At 34.4% G+C, this 20,273-nt stretch carries 20 protein-coding genes, 3 tRNA genes and 1 rRNA gene (1 of these 24 only partly in view); 9 read left to right on the forward strand and 15 right to left on the reverse strand.

Annotated features, from left to right (window positions below):
• Positions 1–10: 10 nt before the first annotated feature.
• The 5 genes from ACZ5CF_RS06255 to ACZ5CF_RS06275 all read right to left on the reverse strand — a co-directional run bounded on the left by ACZ5CF_RS06255 (position 11) and on the right by ACZ5CF_RS06275 (position 2,910).
• A complete protein-coding gene (locus ACZ5CF_RS06255; protein ID WP_464578312.1) occupies positions 11–1,507 on the reverse strand; it encodes a phytoene desaturase family protein in 1,497 nt (498 codons plus the stop codon).
• 45 nt (positions 1,508–1,552) lie between these two features.
• On the reverse strand, positions 1,553–2,452 hold the full coding sequence (locus ACZ5CF_RS06260) for a MerR family transcriptional regulator (protein WP_464578313.1): 900 nt from the start codon (positions 2,450–2,452) through the stop codon (positions 1,553–1,555).
• A gap of 161 nt (positions 2,453–2,613) precedes the next feature.
• Positions 2,614–2,697 (reverse strand) — tRNA-Leu (locus tag ACZ5CF_RS06265).
• Between the two features lie 50 nt (positions 2,698–2,747).
• Positions 2,748–2,820, reverse strand: a tRNA-Lys gene (locus ACZ5CF_RS06270).
• A gap of 17 nt (positions 2,821–2,837) precedes the next feature.
• Positions 2,838–2,910, reverse strand: a tRNA-Lys gene (locus tag ACZ5CF_RS06275).
• A gap of 157 nt (positions 2,911–3,067) precedes the next feature.
• Between ACZ5CF_RS06275 and ACZ5CF_RS06280 the strand changes: the two genes are divergently transcribed.
• Positions 3,068–3,583, forward strand: coding sequence for a shikimate kinase (locus ACZ5CF_RS06280; RefSeq protein WP_464578314.1), 516 nt, complete (start codon positions 3,068–3,070; stop codon positions 3,581–3,583).
• Here the strand turns inward: ACZ5CF_RS06280 and ACZ5CF_RS06285 are convergent.
• From ACZ5CF_RS06285 to ACZ5CF_RS06295, 3 genes are read right to left on the reverse strand one after another with little or no spacing between them, the layout of a single operon-like run.
• Positions 3,575–4,078 carry a phosphoribosyltransferase family protein gene (locus tag ACZ5CF_RS06285; protein ID WP_464578315.1) on the reverse strand — a complete coding sequence of 168 codons (504 nt, stop codon included), beginning with the start codon at positions 4,076–4,078 and terminating at the stop codon, positions 3,575–3,577. The two genes, ACZ5CF_RS06280 and ACZ5CF_RS06285, sit on opposite strands and share 9 nt — an antisense overlap.
• Positions 4,079–4,080: 2 nt before the next feature.
• The gene (locus ACZ5CF_RS06290) at positions 4,081–4,662 is read right to left on the reverse strand and encodes a methyltransferase domain-containing protein (RefSeq protein ID WP_464578317.1); all 582 of its coding nucleotides are present in this window, start codon (positions 4,660–4,662) and stop codon (positions 4,081–4,083) included.
• Positions 4,652–5,035 carry an RNA-binding S4 domain-containing protein gene (locus tag ACZ5CF_RS06295; RefSeq protein WP_464580839.1) on the reverse strand — a complete coding sequence of 128 codons (384 nt, stop codon included), beginning with the start codon at positions 5,033–5,035 and terminating at the stop codon, positions 4,652–4,654. Before ACZ5CF_RS06295 ends, ACZ5CF_RS06290 begins: the two co-directional genes overlap by 11 nt.
• 75 nt (positions 5,036–5,110) lie before the next feature.
• Here ACZ5CF_RS06295 and ACZ5CF_RS06300 point away from each other — a divergent pair, with 75 nt between their 5' ends.
• Positions 5,111–6,013 (forward strand): FKBP-type peptidyl-prolyl cis-trans isomerase, encoded by a 903-nt coding sequence (locus ACZ5CF_RS06300; RefSeq protein ID WP_464578318.1) that lies wholly within the window; start codon positions 5,111–5,113, stop codon positions 6,011–6,013.
• A 49-nt stretch (positions 6,014–6,062) separates the two neighbouring features.
• Here ACZ5CF_RS06300 and ACZ5CF_RS06305 read toward each other — a convergent pair whose 3' ends face one another.
• The 3 genes from ACZ5CF_RS06305 to ACZ5CF_RS06315 are packed head-to-tail and all read right to left on the reverse strand — an operon-like array spanning position 6,063 to position 8,518.
• A complete protein-coding gene (locus tag ACZ5CF_RS06305) occupies positions 6,063–6,650 on the reverse strand; it encodes an outer membrane beta-barrel protein (protein ID WP_464578319.1) in 588 nt (195 codons plus the stop codon).
• Between the two features lie 50 nt (positions 6,651–6,700).
• Complete coding sequence (locus ACZ5CF_RS06310; protein WP_464578320.1) at positions 6,701–7,654, reverse strand: transketolase family protein; 954 nt, start codon at positions 7,652–7,654, stop codon at positions 6,701–6,703.
• Positions 7,655–7,672: 18 nt separating this feature from the next.
• Positions 7,673–8,518 carry a transketolase gene (locus ACZ5CF_RS06315; RefSeq protein ID WP_464578321.1) on the reverse strand — a complete coding sequence of 282 codons (846 nt, stop codon included), beginning with the start codon at positions 8,516–8,518 and terminating at the stop codon, positions 7,673–7,675.
• Between the two features lie 170 nt (positions 8,519–8,688).
• Between ACZ5CF_RS06315 and tgt the strand changes: the two genes are divergently transcribed.
• From tgt to ACZ5CF_RS06345, 6 genes are all read left to right on the forward strand, one after another.
• A complete protein-coding gene (gene tgt / locus ACZ5CF_RS06320) occupies positions 8,689–9,819 on the forward strand; it encodes a tRNA guanosine(34) transglycosylase Tgt (protein ID WP_464578322.1) in 1,131 nt (376 codons plus the stop codon).
• On the forward strand, positions 9,819–10,901 hold the full coding sequence (locus ACZ5CF_RS06325) for an LptF/LptG family permease (protein WP_464578324.1): 1,083 nt from the start codon (positions 9,819–9,821) through the stop codon (positions 10,899–10,901). The genes tgt and ACZ5CF_RS06325 overlap by 1 nt, the downstream gene beginning before the upstream one ends.
• Entirely contained in the window at positions 10,888–11,796 is a 909-nt protein-coding gene (locus ACZ5CF_RS06330; RefSeq protein WP_464578325.1) for a DMT family transporter, read from the forward strand. Before ACZ5CF_RS06325 ends, ACZ5CF_RS06330 begins: the two co-directional genes overlap by 14 nt.
• Before the next feature lie 48 nt (positions 11,797–11,844).
• Positions 11,845–12,798, forward strand: a complete 954-nt coding sequence (locus ACZ5CF_RS06335) for an acetyl-CoA carboxylase carboxyltransferase subunit alpha (RefSeq protein ID WP_464578326.1) — start codon at positions 11,845–11,847, stop codon at positions 12,796–12,798.
• 157 nt (positions 12,799–12,955) lie between these two features.
• Positions 12,956–14,494, forward strand: a complete 1,539-nt coding sequence (gene dnaB, locus ACZ5CF_RS06340; protein WP_464578328.1) for a replicative DNA helicase — start codon at positions 12,956–12,958, stop codon at positions 14,492–14,494.
• 97 nt (positions 14,495–14,591) lie between these two features.
• Positions 14,592–15,776, forward strand: coding sequence for an asparagine synthetase B (locus ACZ5CF_RS06345; RefSeq protein WP_464580840.1), 1,185 nt, complete (start codon positions 14,592–14,594; stop codon positions 15,774–15,776).
• Between the two features lie 55 nt (positions 15,777–15,831).
• Here the strand turns inward: ACZ5CF_RS06345 and rplT are convergent, their stop codons facing one another.
• The 4 genes from rplT to thrS all read right to left on the reverse strand — a co-directional run bounded on the left by rplT (position 15,832) and on the right by thrS (position 19,027).
• Positions 15,832–16,176: a 50S ribosomal protein L20 gene (gene rplT, locus ACZ5CF_RS06350; RefSeq protein ID WP_464578329.1), complete on the reverse strand. Its 345-nt coding sequence runs from the start codon at positions 16,174–16,176 to the stop codon at positions 15,832–15,834.
• Between the two features lie 95 nt (positions 16,177–16,271).
• On the reverse strand, positions 16,272–16,469 hold the full coding sequence (gene rpmI, locus ACZ5CF_RS06355; protein ID WP_464578331.1) for a 50S ribosomal protein L35: 198 nt from the start codon (positions 16,467–16,469) through the stop codon (positions 16,272–16,274).
• A 39-nt stretch (positions 16,470–16,508) separates the two neighbouring features.
• Positions 16,509–17,000 (reverse strand): translation initiation factor IF-3, encoded by a 492-nt coding sequence (gene infC, locus ACZ5CF_RS06360; protein ID WP_464580841.1) that lies wholly within the window; start codon positions 16,998–17,000, stop codon positions 16,509–16,511.
• Positions 17,001–17,086: 86 nt separating this feature from the next.
• On the reverse strand, positions 17,087–19,027 hold the full coding sequence (gene thrS / locus ACZ5CF_RS06365) for a threonine--tRNA ligase (protein ID WP_464578332.1): 1,941 nt from the start codon (positions 19,025–19,027) through the stop codon (positions 17,087–17,089).
• Between the two features lie 523 nt (positions 19,028–19,550).
• On the opposite strand from thrS, the gene ACZ5CF_RS06370 reads away from it, so the two are divergent.
• Positions 19,551–20,273, forward strand: a 16S ribosomal RNA gene (locus tag ACZ5CF_RS06370) (it continues 808 nt past the right edge of the window).

Consider the following 20,273-nt stretch of genomic DNA (forward strand, 5'->3'; position numbering starts at 1 on the left):
ACATTAACATTTAAGCTTTACTTAGTTGAACTGTTGTTTTGGTTTGTGATTTAGCGTGTTTTAAGATTAATTCTGATGCCAGTTTTCCTGAAATTAAGGAGGGAGGAACTCCAGGACCGGGCACAGTTAATTGTCCTGTAAAAAATAGGTTATTTACTTTTTTACTTTTTAGTTTAGGCCTTAAAAAAGCGGTTTGCATTAATGTGTTGGCCAATCCGTATGCGTTTCCTTTGTAAGAGTTATAATCGTTTATAAAATCTGATACGCAGAATGATTTTTTAAATAAAATGCTGTCTGTTACTTTTTGCGATGTTAACTTTTCAAACCTATCTATAATCTTAATAAAATATTCTTCTCTAAGCTCTTTAAAATCTTCTAAACCGGGTGCAAGCGGAATTAAAAATATTCCAGCTTCTTTACCTTCCGGAGCAAAATAACTGTCTGTTTTACTCGGGAAGCTAGCATAAAAAAGAGGTTCTTCGGGCCAAGAAGCAGTATCGTATATTGTTTTGGCATGCGCATCAAAATCTACATCAAAAAATAACGTATGATGATGCACATTTTTTAGTTTTTTATTAAAACCAACATAAAATAATAAGGAAGAAGGTGCAAATATTTTTTTGTTCCAATATTTTTCTGAGTATTGCCTGTATTCTTCAGGCAAAAGAGTTTCTGTATGGTGGTAATCTGCACCACTTAAAACAATATCTGCTTTTACAATAGTGTTGTTTACCTCAATACTTTGGGCTACATTATTCTTTACAATAATTTTTGTTACTTCTGCATTAGTATTTATAGTTACACCAAGTTCTTTTGCTAAGGTTTCTAATCCTAAAATAACTTGGTACATTCCTTTTTTTGGATGAAATGTGCCTAAACCAAAATCGGCATAATTCATAAAATTATAAAAAGACGGTGTGTTACTTGGTTTTGCACCAAGAAACAATACAGGAAACTCTAATATTTGAGCTAACCGATTGTTTTTAAACTCTTTTCTAACATCTTTTTTGATTGTGCTTACAAAGCTGTTTAGCTTGGTAATTGTTTTTGGTGTAACTAATTCTAATGCAGAAACTCCGGGTTTATAAACTAAATCTTTAATAGCTATATTGTAGTTTTCTTTAGCTTTATTTATGAACTTTTGAAGCTTTTTTGCACTCCCGGATTCTATTTTTTCGAAAGTACTGTAAATTTCTTCAAGATTTCCTGGTATAGTTGTAAAGTCTTCTTTATCAAAATATACAGAGTAGGCAGGATTTAATTTTTCTAGCTGATAATAGTTAGATGTGGTTTTACCAAAATCATTAAAAAAACGCTCAAAAACATCAGGCATCCAATACCAAGTTGGCCCCATATCAAAAACAAAACCTTCATGATGTAGTTGTCTGGCTCTACCTCCTATGGTTTCGTTTTTTTCAAAAATAGTAACATCATATCCGGCTTGTGCTAAATAACAAGCTGCAGCCAATGATGAAAATCCTGATCCTAATATAGCTATCGTATTCATTGTTTAACAAATATATAAAAAAGTTAAACAAAATAGAATATATAGCTATAATTTTTCTACAACCTGGTCTATAGATTGAAAAATAGAAATGTTATTAGGTTTATTTTTTAACGAAATATGCTGTGCTTGTTTTCCTAAAATCCAAAGCTCTGTTTTAGAATTAGCATCAACTGTCTCTATGAATTTTTTAATATAGCTATCTATCTTATCTTTTGTTGGTTGAACAGTAAAGTACGATAAATAAATTAGATTGTCGTAATAATTTAAAACGTCTTTTAAATTTTCAACCGGGACAGAAGGCCCCAAGTAAATGGTAGGATATCCGTGCAATAAAGTTTCGTATTGTACATAGAGTAGACCAATATCATGAATCTCATTTTCGGGTAAAAAAAGCACAAAAACTTTATCTTGGTGAAACATTTGCATGCTCTGTAGCTTTTCTATATTCACCAATATTTTTTGTTTTATTAAGTTAGAAATAAAGTGTTCATGCGAAGGATTTATAGTTTGTGTTTGCCAGAGTAATCCAAGTTCTTCAAGCAAGGGTAAAAAATAACCTTTAAATACTTCTCTAAAGCTATGATCTATTAATAGGTTATTGTAAGTATTGTAAAAAAGACTTTGATCAAAGTTTACCATTGCCATTTTAAAAGCATTAATGGCATGGTTTTTTTCGGCATTTTTATTAGCAATTTCCTTTACATGAATAGCAATTTCTTCTTCAGGAATATTAGCTATTTTAGAAATTTTGTAACCGTTATTATAAAGTATATTAATGTTTAAAAGCTTTTGCAAACTTTCTGTACTGTAAGTACGTATGTTGGTTTCTGTTCGTTCCGGTTGTAATAGGTTATATCTTTTTTCCCAAATTCTAATGGTATGAGCTTTAATACCAGAAAGGTTTTCAAGATCTTTTATGCTAAAACTCTTTTTAATATTGTTCATAAAAAAACGTATAACTTTAAACAAAGTTAAGCATTATTACTAATATTATATAAATAAGAGGTAATTTTTAACGCTTTGTGTTAAGGGTTCTATACGGTAAATAAGAGTTTAAAGACAATAAAAAAGCCTTTAAACAAGAGTTATTGTTTAAAGGCTTTAAGTGCTCACGACTGGATTCGAACCAGCACGTTCTTACGAACACCACCCCCTCAAGATGGCGTGTCTACCAATTCCACCACGTGAGCAAGTATAGATTAAAAATAAAAAAAGTTAAGCAAAACGCTCAACTTTTTAGTGACTTGGCTGGGGCTCGAACCCAGGACCCTCTCCTTAAAAGGGAGATGCTCTACCAACTGAGCTACCAAGTCTGAGTAAGACTATTTAGTGACTTGGCTGGGGCTCGAACCCAGGACCCTCTCCTTAAAAGGGAGATGCTCTACCAACTGAGCTACCAAGTCATTATAAAATTTCAAGAAAACAATAAAAAAGTCATTTCTTGAATGCGGGTGCAAATATAAGAGCTATAATTTATTTTTCAAGGCTAAATTGCCATAAATTTGCTTTTTTTAGTTAGATAAATTTGTAACCTATTGTTTTACATAAAAGTTAGCAGTTTTGATTATAGCATTATTGGGCTACATGGGTAGCGGAAAATCATCAATCGGGGTGCTTTTAGCCGAAGAATTAAACGTTTCTTTTAACGATTTAGATGCATTTATAGAGGAACAAGAAAGAAAAAGTATACCTGAAATTTTTAGCGAATACGGAGAGATATATTTTAGAAAAAAGGAACACGATTATTTAAAAAAATATATTGAATCTAACGCTTCAGGAGTATTAGCTTTAGGTGGTGGTACACCTTGTTATGCAAATAACATGGAGCTCTTGCTTGATAAAGAGCAAGTAATTACCGTGTATTTAAAAGCATCATTACAAACATTGCTAAAGCGGTTAGCAACCGAAACAAACTCTAGACCGTTGTTAAAAAATATCCCTGTTAAAGATTTACCTGAATTTATTGCCAAACACGTTTTTGAGCGTACACCTTTTTACAACAAAGCAGATTTTACAGTGATTGTTGACGGCAAAAGCAAAACAGAAATTGTAAACGAGATTATGGCGTTACTTTAACCAAACCGAATCATTACCCTCTTTAAAAATAACTTCTATATGTTCTTGTAAAGATGTAGATAATGATATTCCTTTAAAATCTGCTTTAACAGGATATTTTTTATGATTTCTGTTTACTAAAACAGCAGTTTTAAATTGCTTTAACGGAACGCTTAAAAAATGTTTTACTCCATAAATTAATGTAGTACCGGAGTTTAAAACATCATCAACTAACACTATTGATTTGTTTTGATAATCCTTTTCGGGTATTGAAGTTGTTATAGGAGAGTTTAGAGGATTTTTTTTGTTAATAGTTACTTCGCAGATAACAGTATTCAAATCTGAAATAGCATCTAAAGCAGCTTTAATTTTTTTTGCTAATACCAACCCGCCACCGGTAATCCCGGCTATAACTACTTCTTTTTCGTTAACATTTGTTTCGTAAATCTGGTAGGCTATACGCTTTATTTTATGCTCTATTTGCTCGTGAGATAGTATTGGGTTGGTTGTAGCCATAATTATTTTTTTTCAAATATAGCAAAGAGTTCATTACCTAATCTTGGCTTTATAGAATTATAACATTCTTCAAATACTTTTATATGAAAATGAGGTTTAAAATACGTTAAGTACTCTTCTTTATTTCCACCAAAAGGTGGTCCACTTTCTGTTAACGGAAATGAAAAAAACACACCAACAAGTTTTCCGTTTTTATTTAAAAGCTCGTGCATTTTTTTTGCATAGTTTTCACGCTTACTTGGGTGTAAAGCACAGAAAAAAGTTTGTTCTAAAATTAAATCAAATGAATCGGTTAGATTAAAAAAATCATTTAGAATGAGCTGATTTTCCGGAAAATTGGGAGTCCTTTTTTTAATGTTTTTTAAAGCTGATGGAGCAACATCAACAACAAAAATATTTTTAAAGCCATTGTCAAACAAATAAGAAGCTTCGTAGCCATTTCCGGCTCCGGGAATTAAAATCTTAATGTTTTTATCTTGTAACTGATTAATATAAGTTACTAATGGAGTAGAAGGGTAGCCAATATCCCATTTGGTAGTGCTTTCTTGGTATCTTTTTTCCCAATAATTACTATCAAACGTCATTATCTTCAAAGTTTTCTAAATAGTCATCAATATCTCTTCTATCTTTTTTAGTTGGTCTCCCAGTGCCCTTCTTTCGGTAATAATCTTTGGCGTATTTAAGTAAATCTAAATTCTCAAAAGCTTCTTTGGGAGTTGTATCTTTTCTATATAAATCAACCAGTTTAGCGCCAACCCTATTGGCAGGAATATTAATTACAGTTAACTCGTAATTAATTTGATTTTTTCTAACGGTAATTTTATCAGAAGGATATATTTCTCTGGCAGGTTTAGCTTTTTCTCCGTTTACTGTTATATGTCCTTTTTTACAGGCTTCTGTGGCTAAACTTCGGGTTTTAAAATACCGTGTACACCATAAAAATTTATCAATCCGCATATGGTCGTTAAAATCTGTGTTAATGCTCATACAAAAATAGGAGAAAATTGTATCTTGCGGACCCTAATTAAAACAATGATGAAAATTAGAGCTTGTTATTTTGCAATGGCAATACTCGCGTTGATTGTGAGTTGTAATAAAAACGATGACGATGGTCCTGTAACAATTCCGCCAAGGGATTTGGCAGAAGTAGCGTTAGAAGATGATAAAGAAATTGTAGCATTCTTAAAGTCTCATTTTTATAATTACGAAGAGTTTCAAAACCCGTCGGCTGAGTTTGATTATAAAATAAAGATAGACACTTTAGAGGGTGATAATGCAACTAAGACACCATTGTTTGATCAGGTGTCAACAAAAGAAGTGGTCTTAAAAGATGGAGAAGGAAACGATGTAGTTCATAAAATTTATTATTTAGTAGCAAGACCCGGAATTGGAGAGAGCCCTACAATTGCCGACTCTACACTTGTTAGATATCAAGGTGAACTTTTAAATAAATCTGTTTTTGACGGCAGTCCAACACCTATTTGGTTTGATTTACAAGGTGTTGTTAGAGGATTTAGAGAGTTTATGCCTCAAATGAAAACTGGAAGAGGTCCTATAGACAATGGTGATGGTACTGTTAGTTTTGAGGATTATGGTATTGGACTGGTAATTATGCCTTCAGGATTAGCATATTTTAGCGAAGCTAGACCGGGAATTCCATCATATTCTCCTTTAGTTTTTAAAATTGATTTGCTAAGTAGAGAAGATACTGACCATGATAGAGATGGTATTTTATCTATTAATGAAGATGTAAACGGTGATGGAAATTTATTTGATGATGATACAGACGATGATAATCTTCCTAATTATTTAGATAATGATGATGATGGAGATGGTGTTTTAACTATAAATGAATATGATGAAGATAATGACGGCGTCCCGGATGATTCTGATGGTGATGGTATTCCAGATTATTTAGATAACGACAATAATTAAATAAAAAAAGCGGCTTTTAAAGCCGCTTTTTTTGATATATATATATATATTAAAGTTTTAACGATAAACTTAAAATTAATTGATCAGGTCTGGTATCTATTCTAGATACTGCATTAGCTCCACCAATAGCATCAACATACGTAACTTCGTTTTCTTTAAATCCTCTTTCGTAACGTAAATCAATACCAAAAGAGCCAAAATCTATAGCAGCTCCAAAATTAAGTCCGATTGTAAAATCATTTTCAACATCACCTAAAGTAACATCTTCAAAATCTGTATCTAAAATGTATTGTAAAGAAGGTCCTCCAAATACACTAACAGGGCCAATAATTTTAGCACCTACAAGTAAAGGAGCATCTAATTTTTGCATTTTAAAATCTTCATTTTCATAATCACTTTTGGTACTGGTGTAAACTAACTCTGGTCTGAAGTAAAGTTTTTCGCCTATTTTTCCATAAATACCAACGTGAAATCCTAAGTTTTTATCGGGGTCTTTATAGGCATTTTCAGCAGAGTCAAAATAATCTCCGTTGCCATTGTAGTTTAAACCGGCTTTAACCCCAAAGCTTGAGCTGGTTTGAGCCGTTGAAAAAGAAGCCACTAATAGTGCAGCAGATAAAAAAAGCAATTTTTTCATAATTCAATTTTTTTAGTTACTAAACAGTTTGGGTGTCAAAAACCCTACCACTATTTTCTTTTAAGTACGTTTTTAACTGCTTTTTGGATTGCAGAGGCGTTAATACCGTATTTTTTCATTAACTCTTCTGGTGTTCCACTTTCTCCAAAAGTGTCGTTAGTGGCAACAAACTCTTGTGGGGTTGGGTTGTTTTTAGCTAAAACTCTTGCAACACTTTCACCTAAACCACCAAGATAGTTATGTTCTTCTGCAGTAACTACACACTTAGTTTTGCTTACAGACTCTAAAATTGCTTCTTCGTCTAAAGGTTTTATGGTATGAATATTAATTACTTCTGCGCTTATACCTTCTTGCTCTAAAGATTCTGCAGCTTGTAGTGCTTCCCAAACCATATGTCCGGTTGCTATAATGGTAACGTCTGTTCCTTCAGTTAATTTAATGGCTTTACCAATTTCGAATTTCTGATTTTCTGGAGTGAAATTGGCCACTTTTGGTCTACCAAAACGTAAATAAACCGGTCCAACATAATCTGCAATAGCAATAGTAGCAGCTTTAGTTTGGTTATAATCGCATGGGTTAATTACAACCATTCCGGGAAGCATTTTCATTAATCCAATGTCTTCTAATATTTGGTGTGTTGCCCCATCTTCTCCTAGAGTTAGGCCGGCATGAGAGGCACATATTTTTACATTTTTACCGGAGTAGGCTATAGACTGTCTAATCTGATCGTATACGCGTCCGGTAGAAAAGTTAGCAAAAGTACCTGTAAACGGAATTTTACCTCCAATGGTTAATCCGGCAGCAATCCCCATCATATTGGCCTCTGCAATTCCTACCTGAAAAAATCTATCAGGATTTTCTTTTATAAACTCATCCATTTTCAAAGAGCCTACCAAATCAGCGCAAAGAGCAACAACATTGGGGTTGGTTCTTCCTAATTCTGCAAGTCCGGCACCAAAACCGCTTCTGGTATCTTTTTTTCCGGTATCTATATATTTTTTCATTGTTTTCTAATTAAAAGGTTAGTAATCGCCAAGTGTTTCGGGGTTTTGCGCTAAAGCAATTTCTAATTGCTCATCATTTGGAGCTTTACCATGCCACGCGTGTGTGTGCATCATAAAATCTACTCCATTACCCATTTCTGTGTGTAAGAGCACGCAAACAGGTTTACCGTTGCCGGTTAGTGTCTTGGCTTTTTGCATACCGTTAATAACAGCTTCAAGGTTGTTACCTTCTTTAATGTGCATTACTTCCCAACCAAAGGCTTTAAACTTAGCCTCTAAATCTCCTAAAGGCATTACATCGTCTGTAGCACCATCTATTTGCTTTCCGTTATAATCTATTGTAGCAATTAAATTATCTACATTTTTACCGGTTGCAAACATAGCGGCTTCCCATATTTGTCCTTCTTGTAGCTCTCCGTCACCATGTAAACTGAACACTAAGTGTGAATCGTTGTTTAACTTTTTAGCTAATGCGGCACCAATGGCAACCGACATTCCTTGGCCTAATGATCCAGACGCAATTCTTACACCTGGTAAGCCTTCATGTGTGGTTGGATGACCTTGTAATCTAGAATTAATTCTTCTGAAGGTTTTTAACTCTTCAACCGGAAAATAGCCTCTTCTGGCAAGTACACTATAATACACCGGAGAGATATGGCCGTTAGAGAGTATAAAAATATCTTCTCCGATTCCATCCATATCAAACTCTTCCTTTAAGTGCATTATTTCGTTGTACATCGCTACAAAAAACTCTGTACAACCTAAAGAACCTCCTGGGTGCCCTGAGTTTACAGCATGCACCATTCGTAAAATATCTCTACGAACTTGTACTACTAAATCTTGTAATTGTTGTGTTGTTGGCATGGGTTACAATTAATATTTGTTGCCGCAAAAGTAAGTTTTTATTAGGGGTTGGCAAAAACTCAAAATCAGCATTTTTTAACCTTTTAAAGAAAGTAATTCACATTTTTGCATTTTGTAAGCCATAATTATGTTTAGGAGTTGGTTATCTTTGCCGACTCATGTGAGTTATTATGAAATTTGAACTACATAAAACAGACCCGCAGAGTAAAGCAAGAGCAGGGACTATTACTACAGATCACGGTACTATACAGACTCCTATTTTTATGCCTGTAGGTACTGTTGCCTCTGTGAAAGGAGTGCACCAAAGAGAATTAAAAGAAGATATTAATCCTGATATAATTTTAGGTAATACCTACCATTTATACTTGCGTCCTAAAACTCATATTTTAGAACAAGCTGGAGGGCTTCATAAATTTATGGGTTGGGATAGAAATATTTTAACCGATAGTGGAGGTTACCAGGTTTACTCGCTATCTGCTAACAGGAAAATAAAAGAAGAAGGGGTTAAATTTAAAAGCCATATAGATGGTTCTTACCATGTTTTTACTCCAGAAAACGTAATGGAAATTCAACGAAGTATTGGGGCAGACATTATAATGGCTTTTGATGAGTGTACACCTTATCCTTGCGATTATAACTACGCAAAACGCTCTATGCACATGACGCATAGATGGTTAGACAGATGCGTAAATCACTTAAAAAAAACACCTCCGAAGTATGGTTATAATCAAACGTTATTTCCTATTGTACAAGGTTCTGTTTATAAAGATTTAAGGCAACAATCTGCAGAATATATAGCTAATGTTGGTGCAGACGGAAATGCAATTGGAGGATTATCTGTTGGTGAGCCTGCAGAAGAAATGTATGCCATGACAGAAGTAGTTTGCGATATTCTTCCTGCTAACAAACCCAGATATTTAATGGGCGTAGGAACACCAATTAATATTTTAGAAAACATAGCATTAGGGGTAGATATGTTTGATTGTGTTATGCCAACCAGAAATGCACGAAACGGAATGTTGTTTACGGCAAATGGCATTATAAATATAAAAAACAAAAAGTGGGAGAACGATTTCTCTCCTATAGACGAGATGGGCATAACCTACGTAGACACCCAATATTCTAAAGCATATTTAAGACACTTATTTGCTGCCAACGAGTTTTTAGGAAAGCAAATAGCATCAATTCATAACTTAGGTTTTTATCTTTGGTTGGTTAGAGAAGCTAGAAAACATATTTTAGAGGGAGATTTTAAAACCTGGAAAGACCAAATGGTAAAGCAAATGAATAACCGCTTGTAATGCTAAAAATTGTAGACAGATATATATTAAAAAGGTATTTAGTAACCTTTTTTGTAATGATACTCATGTTTGTGCCCATTGGCATCATGGTAGATGTTTCAGAAAAGGTTGGTAAAATGATAGAGCAAGAAGTGCCTTTTAATGAAATTGTGCAATACTACTTAGATTTCACAATTCATTTTGCAAACATGCTCTTTCCACTTTTTATTTTTTTATCGGTTATTTGGTTTACTTCTAAATTGGCAAATAACACAGAAATAATTGCCATTTTAAGTTCCGGGATTTCTTTTACACGTTTTCTAAGGCCTTATTTAGTTGGTGCAGCCATTATAGCTGTTTTTGTTTTTATAATGGGGATGTTTGTTGTACCACCGGCAAGTGAAGGTTTTAATGAGTTTAGATATAAGTATTTAAAAAAAGGAAAGAAAGCAAGAGAAACTACTAATTTATTTAACCAAGTAAATGAAAACGATTTTATTTACGTAAGCAGTTTTGAGCCATCAAGAAAAATCGGGTATAATTTTACGTACGAGCATTTTAATGACAGCCTACAATTAGAATATAAAATTGCTGCTAGAAATATTAGATGGATAGAAAAAGATAGTATTTACAGATTAACAGGTTATACCAAAAGAATTATTGGAGAGAAAGACGATTTAATTATAACTAAACCGAAATTAGATACGTTATTTAGCTTTAATCTAGACGATTTAACTCCGGTAAATTACGTTGCAGAAACCAAAAACCTTTTTGAACTTAATGAGTTTATAAAAAAAGAACGCAAAAAAGGGTCGCCCAATATTAACAGATATTTGCTGGTTAAGTACAAACGATGGAGTTTACCGCTCTCAGCTTTAATTTTAACTATAATAGCGGTTGCAGTATCTTCGGTTAAGCGCAGAGGGGGTATGGGTGTAAACTTAGCTTTTGGTGTTGTGGTGGCTTTTACATTTGTGTTTTTCGATAAAATATTTGGTACAATGGCAGAGCAAAGTGGTTTTTCACCACTTTTAGCAGTCATGATACCTAACATACTTTTTGGAGCCTTAGCTTTTTACTTATTACAAAATGCCAAACGTTAAACTTAAAAACTATTTTCATTTACATTTTATAGTATTTATTTGGGGTTTTACTGCTGTTTTAGGAGCGTTAATAACACTAAATGCACTTCCTTTAGTTTGGTACAGAATGTTGTTAGCAGTTGCATTTGTACTGGCATACATTATCATCAAAAAAATACCACTAATAGTTACCAGGAAGCAATTGCTTTTATACATAATTGCAGGTATTGTAATAGCATTACACTGGGTTACTTTTTTTAAAGCTATTAAGGTCTCTAATGTATCTATTACATTAGCTTGTATGTCTACCGGAGCTTTTTTTACTGCTTTACTTGAGCCTTTTTGGTACAAGAGAAAATTTGTTTGGTATGAAGTTGTTTTAGGGTTGACAGTAATATATGGTTTGTGGATAATTTTTAAAGTAGATACAACTTACACATTGGGCATAGTTTTAGCGCTCACATCGGCATTGTTATCATCAATATTTTCATTAATTAACGGTAAACTGGTACAAGAAAACAGGCCCTCAATAATCTCTTTTTTCGAGCTGCTTTCAGGAGTTATTTTTTTAACATTTTACTTGCTTTTAAATAATCAAATAAACGTACATTTCTTTAATATAAGCAGCTCAGACGGGGTGTATTTAATTATTTTGGCCTCTGTTTGTACTGCTTATGCATTTATTGCTTCTGTAAAGGTTATGAAATATATTAGTCCTTATACGGTAATGCTAACCATTAATTTAGAGCCGGTTTATGGTATTGCTTTGGCATATTTTATTTTAGGAGAATCAGAAAAAATGAACACCAATTTTTATATAGGAGCATTAATAATACTTTCAACTGTAGTAGTTAACGGAATACTCAAAAATAAATCAGCAATAAAATCTAAACTAACTAAAAGAGGTACTGTATAAAGTTTTATATTTGTACGCTGTATTTTATAAAACCAAACCCATACACTCATGGAATACTTAGATTTTGAGTTGCCAATAAAAGAGTTACAAGAGCAACTAGAAAAATGTAAATTAATAGGAGACGAGAGTGATGTAGATGTTACTGATACATGCAAACAAATAGAAAAGAAATTAGCAGAAACTAAAAAGAATATCTACGAAAATTTAACCGCTTGGCAACGAGTTCAGTTGTCAAGACACCCCTCAAGACCTTACACGCTAGATTATATTAGAGCTCTTTGCGGTGATACCTTTTTAGAACTTCATGGAGATAGAACCGTAAAAGACGATAAAGCAATGATTGGCGGTTTAGGTAAAATCGGTGATCAAACCTATATGTTTATAGGAACCCAAAAAGGATACAATACAAAAACAAGACAGTACAGAAACTTTGGTATGGCCAACCCGGAAGGGTACAGAAAAGCATTACGATTAATGAAAATGGCCGAAAAATTTGGTATTCCGGTAGTTTCGTTTGTAGATACTCCTGGTGCGTATCCTGGTATTGAAGCCGAAGAAAGAGGGCAAGGAGAAGCTATTGCAAGAAACATTCTAGAAATGAGCCGTCTTAAAGTGCCTATTATTGTTATAATAGTTGGCGAAGGAGCTTCGGGAGGTGCTTTAGGAATTGGTGTTGGAGATAAAGTTTTAATGTTAGAAAACACTTGGTACTCTGTAATTTCACCAGAATCTTGCTCATCAATTCTTTGGAGAAGTTGGGAATACAAAGAGCAAGCAGCAGAAGCACTTAAACTTACTGCAAAAGACATGAAAAAGCTTAAGCTTATAGACGGTATAATTAAAGAGCCGCTTGGTGGTGCTCATTACGACAGAGATACAACTTTTAAAACCGTTTCTAAGACCATCACAAAGCTTTATGATGAACTAAAAAAGTTATCCCCAGAAGAATTGGTAGAAAAAAGAATGGATAAATATGCCAATATGGGAGTGTATAAAGGATAAAGTGCCTAAATAAAACGATTAACAAAAATCTGAAGATTTAGTTCTTCAGATTTTTTTTGTTATCAACATAAAAGCGTAACTTATTAACAGTTAAATGTTTATTGCCTGTTAATATTACAAAACTCATTATTTTTTTGATTTTTCTACTTTTGATGTTATGGAGAAACCTAACCCACTACCTGGCGTACGCGTTGATAAAAGTACTATTATAAGCCTCGAGAAAGGAAAAATACCTCCGCAAGCCCTTGATTTAGAGGAAGTTGTGCTTGGAGCAATGATGATTGATAAAAAGGGTGTAGATGAGGTAATAGACATTTTACACAGTGATGCATTCTACAAAGAAGCCCATAAAATTATATTCGAAGCTATTGTTCAGCTCTTTGAAAATACAGAACCAATAGACTTATTAACCGTTTCGGCACAATTAAAGAAAAATGGTAAGTTAGAGCAGATAGGAGGCGATTTTTACCTTATACAACTTACCCAAAAAGTATCATCTTCTGCTCACATTGAGTACCATGCCAGAATAATCCTCCAAAAATATATTCAAAGGCAGCTAATAAAAATTTCGAGTGAGATTATTGAAAATGCTTACGATGAAACTACCGATGTTTTTGATTTATTAGATAATGCCGAAGCAAAATTATACGAGGTTACTCAAGGCAATTTAAAGCGTTCATCAGAAACTGCTCAAAGCCTCGTAATGCAGGCAAAAAAGAAGATTGAAGAGATCTCTAATAAAGAGGGCTTAAGCGGTATACCGAGTGGTTTTGATAAGTTAGATAAATTAACATCTGGTTGGCAACCCAGCGATTTAATTATAATTGCAGCAAGACCGGGTATGGGTAAAACTGCCTTCACATTATCTATGGCAAGAAACATGGCTGTAGATTCTAATATACCCGTAGCATTTTTCTCATTAGAGATGTCTTCCGTTCAGCTTATAACACGTTTAATTTCTTCAGAAACTGGTTTATCTTCAGAAAAATTAAGAACCGGTAAACTGGCAGAACATGAATGGAAACAGCTCAATGTTAAAGTAAAAGATTTAGAAAAAGCACCTTTATTTATAGACGATACTCCGTCGCTTTCTATTTTTGATTTAAGAGCAAAAGCTAGACGTTTAAAGTCTCAACACGATATTAAATTAATAGTAATAGATTATTTACAGTTAATGACTGCCGGAGGAAGTCAAAAAGGAGGTAATAGAGAACAAGAAATATCTACAATTTCAAGAAACCTAAAAGCACTAGCAAAAGAGTTAGATATACCGGTAATAGCACTTTCTCAGTTATCGCGTGCTGTAGAAACTAGAGGAGGTAGTAAACGTCCATTACTTTCAGATCTTCGTGAATCTGGAGCAATAGAGCAAGATGCAGATATAGTATCATTTATTTATCGCCCTGAATATTATAAAATAGAGGAGTGGGATGATGAGGAACGTTCTCCAACACAGGGTCAAGCAGAGTTTATAGTTGCTAAGCATCGTAACGGTGGGTTAGATAATATTAGGTTAAAATTCATTGGACAACTAGGAAAATTTGATAATTTAGATGACTTTGATTCTCCTTTCGAGTTTCAATCTAAAATGAATGAAAACGACGATAATCCGTTTTCACCATCTAAACCCATAAGTCCGGACGAGGCTTTTGGAAGCAGCATGAACAATAACGATGATGAGAATATGCCTTTTTAAAATACATTCACAAGCTTTTTTTAATAAAAGCTGGGTGTTGATATTCTTTTTTTTATTGTTTTCGGTAAGTGCTAACGCTTCGTACATATTAATTCCTATGGATGCCACAAGCCAAAAAAATCATTTAAAGGCTTATGGTATAACATATTGGACCCTCACAAAAAAACATAAAGTTAAATGGTTATTAAATTATCGTGGAGGGTCTTTTTTATTGCCTCACACAGAAGCTATTGAGAAAGAATGTAAAATTAGAGGTGTTTCTTTTGAGGTGTTATCTAATGCTAAAACAGAACAAATATTAGTAGAAATTAGTAGTCCGGCTAAAAATCAAGAAGCTGTTGTTTTAGAAAAAGCACCAAAAATTGCTGTTTATTCGCCTAAAACCAATAAGCCATGGGATGATGCTGTTACTATGGTATTAACCTACGCAGAGATTCCGTATGATATTGTTTATGATGAAGAGGTGCTCTCAGACCAACTTTTACTATATGATTGGTTACACTTACACCATGAAGATTTTACAGGACAGTACGGTAAGTTTTATGGCTCTTATAGGGCTGCTCCGTGGTATATAAAAGAAAAACAGGAAGCAGAAGAGTTGGCAAAAAAACTCGGCTTTAATAAAGTTTCTGAAGCTAAATTGGCAGTAGCTTTAAAAATTAGAAATTATGTTATTGGTGGAGGATTTATGTTTGCTATGTGCAGCGCAACAGATAGTTTTGATATAGCTCTTGCTGCAGAAGGAATTGATATTTGTGAACCAATGTTTGACGGCGATCCTTCAGAACCTAACTATCAAAGCAAAATAGATTTTAGTAAAACATTTGCCTTTACCAATTTTGTTTTAGAACGAAATCCGCTCAGATACGAGTTTTCTTCAATAGATATGACCTCTAAAAGAAGAATTTTAAAAGAGGCTGATTATTTTACTCTTATGGATTTTTCTGCCAAATGGGATCCCATTCCAACCATGTTATGTCAAAATCATACAGCTTTAATAAAAGGTTTTATGGGGCAAACAACAGCGTTTGATAGAAATACCATTAAAAGTAATGTGTTAATATTAGGAGAAAACAAAACCAATAGCGAGGCAAGATACATTCATGGTATTAAAGGGAAAGGATTTTTTACTTTCTATGGCGGACATGATCCGGAAGATTATCAACACAGAGTAGGAGATCCTAAAACAGAGCTGGAGCTTCACCCAAACTCTCCGGGGTACAGGCTAATTTTAAATAACGTTTTATTTCCGGCAGCACAAAAAAAGAAGAAAAAAACATAAAAAAAACCACCCATTTTTGGGTGGTTTTTATATAAGCGAAATAATTGTTTAACGTTTATTTTACTTTCTCTACAATTGCTTTAAAAGCTTCTGGGTGGTTCATAGCTAAGTCTGCTAAAACCTTACGGTTAAGCTCTATATTGTTAGCTTTAACTTTACCCATAAATTGAGAGTAAGATATTCCGTGTAATCTTGCACCAGCGTTAATACGCTGAATCCATAGTGAACGGAAGCTTCTCTTTTTGTTTCTGCGGTCTCTGTACGAGTATTGCATCGCTTTTTCAACCGCATTCTTAGCAACTGTCCAAACGTTTTTACGTCTTCCAAAGTATCCTTTGGCTTGCTTCAACACCTTTTTTCTACGTGCTCTAGAAGCTACTGAATTTACTGATCTTGGCATAATTTCTGTTTTTTTGTAGTAGGCGGTTTACATTGTAAACTCTTTTAAAGCCTAACTCCACGGTTTAACATTTTTTAAATAACCTTACTAATTAATTACTTTAAACGTAATTGTTCTTTAATGCTAGTCTCATCTGCTTTGTGTACCAAAGAGTCATGAGTTAGCCTTAGCTTACGCTTTTTAGATTTTTTAGTTAAAATATGATTCTTAAAAGCGTTCTTTCTTTTAATTTTACCGGTGCCGGTAAGCTTAAAACGCTTTTTGGCACTCGATTTTGTTTTCATCTTAGGCATTGTCTTCCTATTTTTATTATTTCGCTTATATACTTTTACTTATTTCTTTTTAGGCGCAATAAACATGGTCATGCGCTTGCCTTCCAATTTTGGCATTTGCTCTACTTTACCTAACTCTTCTAATTCTGCAGCTAAGCGAAGTAGTAAAATTTCTCCTTTGTCTTTATAAACTATAGAGCGGCCTTTAAAAAACACATAGGCCTTTAGTTTGGCACCATCTTTTAAAAACTTCTCAGCATGTTTTTTCTTAAACTCAAAATCATGATCATCTGTATTAGGGCCAAACCTAATTTCTTTAACCACAACTTTGCTTGCTTTAGCCTTTAAAGCCTTTTCTCTTTTTTTCTGTTCGTAAAGAAACTTTTTGTAGTCCATTATTTTACAAACAGGAGGCTCTGCGTTTGGAGAGATTTCTACTAAATCTAACTCCATTTCTTCGGCTTTGGCAAGTGCCTCTTTAGTTGGATAAATCCCAACTTCTACATTGTCTCCAACTAATCGTACTTCTGGGACACGAATGTGTTCGTTAATTTTGTGTTTTGGTGTGGTGTCCCTTCTTTGGGGTTGATTTCTTCTTCTAATAGCTATGGCTTACTAATTTTTGGTTAAACTTTATTTTAAAACGATTTTAAAGTACTATTAATTTCTTCATTTACCAAATTAGTAAATGCTTCTATTGTAATAGTACCTATATCACCTTCACCATGTTTTCTAACAGAAACGGTACCATTTTTTTCTTCTTGTTCTCCAACAATTAGCATAAATGGTATTTTTTTCAATTCGGCTTCACGAATTTTTTTACCAATAGTTTCGTTTCTGTTATCAACGAGGGCGCGAATTTCGTTATTTTCTAATAAATTTAAAACTTTTTCAGCATATTTTTCGTATTTCTCACTGATAGAGAGAATGGTAGCTTGCTCTGGCATTAACCATAACGGAAAGTTCCCGCCGGTATGTTCTAACAGCAAGGCTACAAAACGCTCCATACTTCCAAATGGTGCACGATGAATCATTACCGGTCTGTGTAATTTATCATCGCTTCCTTTGTAATGTAAATCAAATCGCTTAGGTAAATTGTAATCAACTTGTATAGTACCAAGCTGCCAGCTTCTACCTAAGGCGTCTTTTACCATAAAATCTAATTTAGGACCGTAAAAAGCTGCCTCTCCTTCTTCAACTACATAATCTAAGCCTTTGTCTTTGGCAGCATTTATAATTGCGTTTTCTGCAATTTCCCAAGTTTCTGGATCGCCAATGTATTTATCAGGATTATTTTTATCTCTAACAGATACTTGCGCTGTAAAGTTTTTAAATCCTAAAGAGTTAAATACATAAAGCACTAAATCTATTACGTTTTTAAACTCTTGGTCTAACTGTTCTGGTGTACAGAATATATGGGCATCATCTTGTGTAAAACCTCTAACACGTGTTAAACCATGTAACTCTCCACTTTGTTCGTATCTGTAAACGGTGCCAAATTCAGCAAAACGTTTAGGTAAATCCTTATAGCTCCAAGGTTTAGATTTATATATTTCGCAATGATGCGGACAGTTCATCGGTTTTAATAAAAACTCTTCATCTTCATGTGGAGTTTTAATTGGCTGAAAGCTGTCTTCTCCATACTTTTCATAATGTCCGGAAGTTACATATAAATCTTTCTGTCCAATGTGGGGTGTAACCACCAATTCGTAACCGGCCTTTTTTTGAGCCTTCTTTAAAAAATTCTCTAAACGTTCACGTAAGGCAGCACCTTTAGGTAACCAAAGTGGTAATCCTTGACCTACTTTTTGTGAAAAAGTAAAAAGCTCTAATTCTTTTCCAAGTTTTCTGTGGTCTCTTTTTTTAGCTTCTTCAAGAAGCGCTAAATATTCTTTTAACTCCTTTTGCTTAGGGAAAGATATACCGTAAACACGTGTTAATTGTTTGTTGTTTTCATCACCTCTCCAATACGCTCCTGCTACACTTAGCAGTTTTACCGCTTTAATTAAACTGGTATTGGGTATATGTCCTCCTTTACATAAATCAGTAAAAGTATCGTGATCGCAAAAGGTAATAGTGCCGTCTTCTAAATCTTCAATTAGCTCTACCTTATATTCATTGCCTCTTTGTTTGTAAAAGTTTAAAGCCTCATCTTTGCTTACGGCTCGCATTTTATAATCGTGTTTACCACGAGCAATCTCAAGCATTTTAGCTTCAATCTTCTCAAAATCTTTCTCAGATATATTATGCTCACCAAAATCTACATCGTAATAAAAACCGTTCTCTATAGCAGGACCAATAGTAAGCTTAATTCCCGGATAAAGCTCTTCTAAAGCTTGCGCCAGAACGTGAGCAGACGAATGCCAGAAAGCTTTCTTACCCTCATCATCTTTCCAGGTAAAAAGAATCAAGGTTCCGTCTTCGGTAAGCGGTGTTGAAATCTCTATAATTTCACCATTAAACTTAGCAGAAATTACATTTCGTGCAAGCCCCTCGCTAATACTCTTAGCTACATCAAGCGGAGTGCTGTTTTTCTCAAATTCTCTAACCGAACCGTCTGGCAAAGTAATCTTTATCATGAATTCTTAAATCTATTTTAGGGTTGCAAAGATAACAGCTTAAACCAATGCGTACAATACTAATGTAATTTAATATTACTGCTGTAGTAAATAATAAGTTTGGGCAAATCTTTTCTTAAGAGTGCTCTTAAGAAAAGTCGGGCTTTCACTACTCGCTTTTACCTTATGCGGTAAAGAGCTCAAACATGCCGTTCAATCCCTTTTGCAAAATTTTCTTCAAAAAAAAATAGGGTGTAAAATATTGTATAGTAGAGCATTAAAAGTGTTGGGTTAAAAAAGTTCAAAAAAAAGATTAAAAAAGATTTTGAGAAAAGAAAAAAGGGTTTGTATATTTGCACCCGCTTTCGATAAGGGAGTGGATAAAGATAGAGGAATATAGGATCATTGAAATACTGTTAACAGCACGCGTTTTAAAGAGATTTAGAGCGCAGAAATAATTTAAGCAAGGCCGTCCTTTTGAGTAATGGCTGGGATAAGCTTTTTTTGTTGTTAGTTTACTTATTTAGATAATATATACAGACAAACAATGAAGAGTTTGATCCTGGCTCAGGATGAACGCTAGCGGCAGGCCTAACACATGCAAGTCGAACGGTAACAGGAGATTGCTTGCAATCTTGCTGACGAGTGGCGCACGGGTGCGTAACGCGTATAGAACCTACCTTTTACTGGGGGATAGCCCAGAGAAATTTGGATTAATACCCCATAGTATTATTGCTTGGCATCGAGTAATAATTAAAGCGATAAGCGGTAAAAGATGGCTATGCGTCCTATTAGCTAGATGGTGTGGTAACGGCACACCATGGCTACGATAGGTAGGGGTCCTGAGAGGGAGATCCCCCACACTGGTACTGAGACACGGACCAGACTCCTACGGGAGGCAGCAGTGAGGAATATTGGACAATGGTCGGAAGACTGATCCAGCCATGCCGCGTGCAGGAAGACTGCCCTATGGGTTGTAAACTGCTTTTATACGGGAAGAATAAGGTCTACGTGTAGACTGATGACGGTACCGTATGAATAAGCATCGGCTAACTCCGTGCCAGCAGCCGCGGTAATACGGAGGATGCAAGCGTTATCCGGAATCATTGGGTTTAAAGGGTCCGTAGGCGGTTAATTAAGTCAGGGGTGAAAGTTTGCGGCTCAACCGTAAAATTGCCTTTGATACTGGTTAACTTGAATATGTGTGAAGTGGTTAGAATATGTAGTGTAGCGGTGAAATGCATAGATATTACATAGAATACCGATT

This window comes from Lutaonella thermophila (genome assembly GCF_055387725.1).

What these genes read in the sequence shown, in the direction of transcription:
- ACZ5CF_RS06255 (WP_464578312.1), bottom strand. Translation starts at nt 1,507, where the DNA reads ATGAATACGATAGCTATATTAGGATCAGGATTTTCATCATTGGCTGCA.
- ACZ5CF_RS06260 (WP_464578313.1), bottom strand. Translation starts at nt 2,452, where the DNA reads ATGAACAATATTAAAAAGAGTTTTAGCATAAAAGATCTTGAAAACCTT.
- ACZ5CF_RS06285 (WP_464578315.1), bottom strand. Translation starts at nt 4,078, where the DNA reads ATGGCTACAACCAACCCAATACTATCTCACGAGCAAATAGAGCATAAA.
- ACZ5CF_RS06290 (WP_464578317.1), bottom strand. Translation starts at nt 4,662, where the DNA reads ATGACGTTTGATAGTAATTATTGGGAAAAAAGATACCAAGAAAGCACT.
- ACZ5CF_RS06295 (WP_464580839.1), bottom strand. Translation starts at nt 5,035, where the DNA reads ATGCGGATTGATAAATTTTTATGGTGTACACGGTATTTTAAAACCCGA.
- ACZ5CF_RS06300 (WP_464578318.1), top strand. Translation starts at nt 5,111, where the DNA reads ATGATGAAAATTAGAGCTTGTTATTTTGCAATGGCAATACTCGCGTTG.
- ACZ5CF_RS06305 (WP_464578319.1), bottom strand. Translation starts at nt 6,650, where the DNA reads ATGAAAAAATTGCTTTTTTTATCTGCTGCACTATTAGTGGCTTCTTTT.
- ACZ5CF_RS06310 (WP_464578320.1), bottom strand. Translation starts at nt 7,654, where the DNA reads ATGAAAAAATATATAGATACCGGAAAAAAAGATACCAGAAGCGGTTTT.
- ACZ5CF_RS06315 (WP_464578321.1), bottom strand. Translation starts at nt 8,518, where the DNA reads ATGCCAACAACACAACAATTACAAGATTTAGTAGTACAAGTTCGTAGA.
- tgt (WP_464578322.1), top strand. Translation starts at nt 8,689, where the DNA reads ATGAAATTTGAACTACATAAAACAGACCCGCAGAGTAAAGCAAGAGCA.
- ACZ5CF_RS06325 (WP_464578324.1), top strand. Translation starts at nt 9,819, where the DNA reads ATGCTAAAAATTGTAGACAGATATATATTAAAAAGGTATTTAGTAACC.
- ACZ5CF_RS06330 (WP_464578325.1), top strand. Translation starts at nt 10,888, where the DNA reads ATGCCAAACGTTAAACTTAAAAACTATTTTCATTTACATTTTATAGTA.
- ACZ5CF_RS06335 (WP_464578326.1), top strand. Translation starts at nt 11,845, where the DNA reads ATGGAATACTTAGATTTTGAGTTGCCAATAAAAGAGTTACAAGAGCAA.
- dnaB (WP_464578328.1), top strand. Translation starts at nt 12,956, where the DNA reads ATGGAGAAACCTAACCCACTACCTGGCGTACGCGTTGATAAAAGTACT.
- ACZ5CF_RS06345 (WP_464580840.1), top strand. Translation starts at nt 14,592, where the DNA reads ATGGATGCCACAAGCCAAAAAAATCATTTAAAGGCTTATGGTATAACA.
- rplT (WP_464578329.1), bottom strand. Translation starts at nt 16,176, where the DNA reads ATGCCAAGATCAGTAAATTCAGTAGCTTCTAGAGCACGTAGAAAAAAG.
- rpmI (WP_464578331.1), bottom strand. Translation starts at nt 16,469, where the DNA reads ATGCCTAAGATGAAAACAAAATCGAGTGCCAAAAAGCGTTTTAAGCTT.
- thrS (WP_464578332.1), bottom strand. Translation starts at nt 19,027, where the DNA reads ATGATAAAGATTACTTTGCCAGACGGTTCGGTTAGAGAATTTGAGAAA.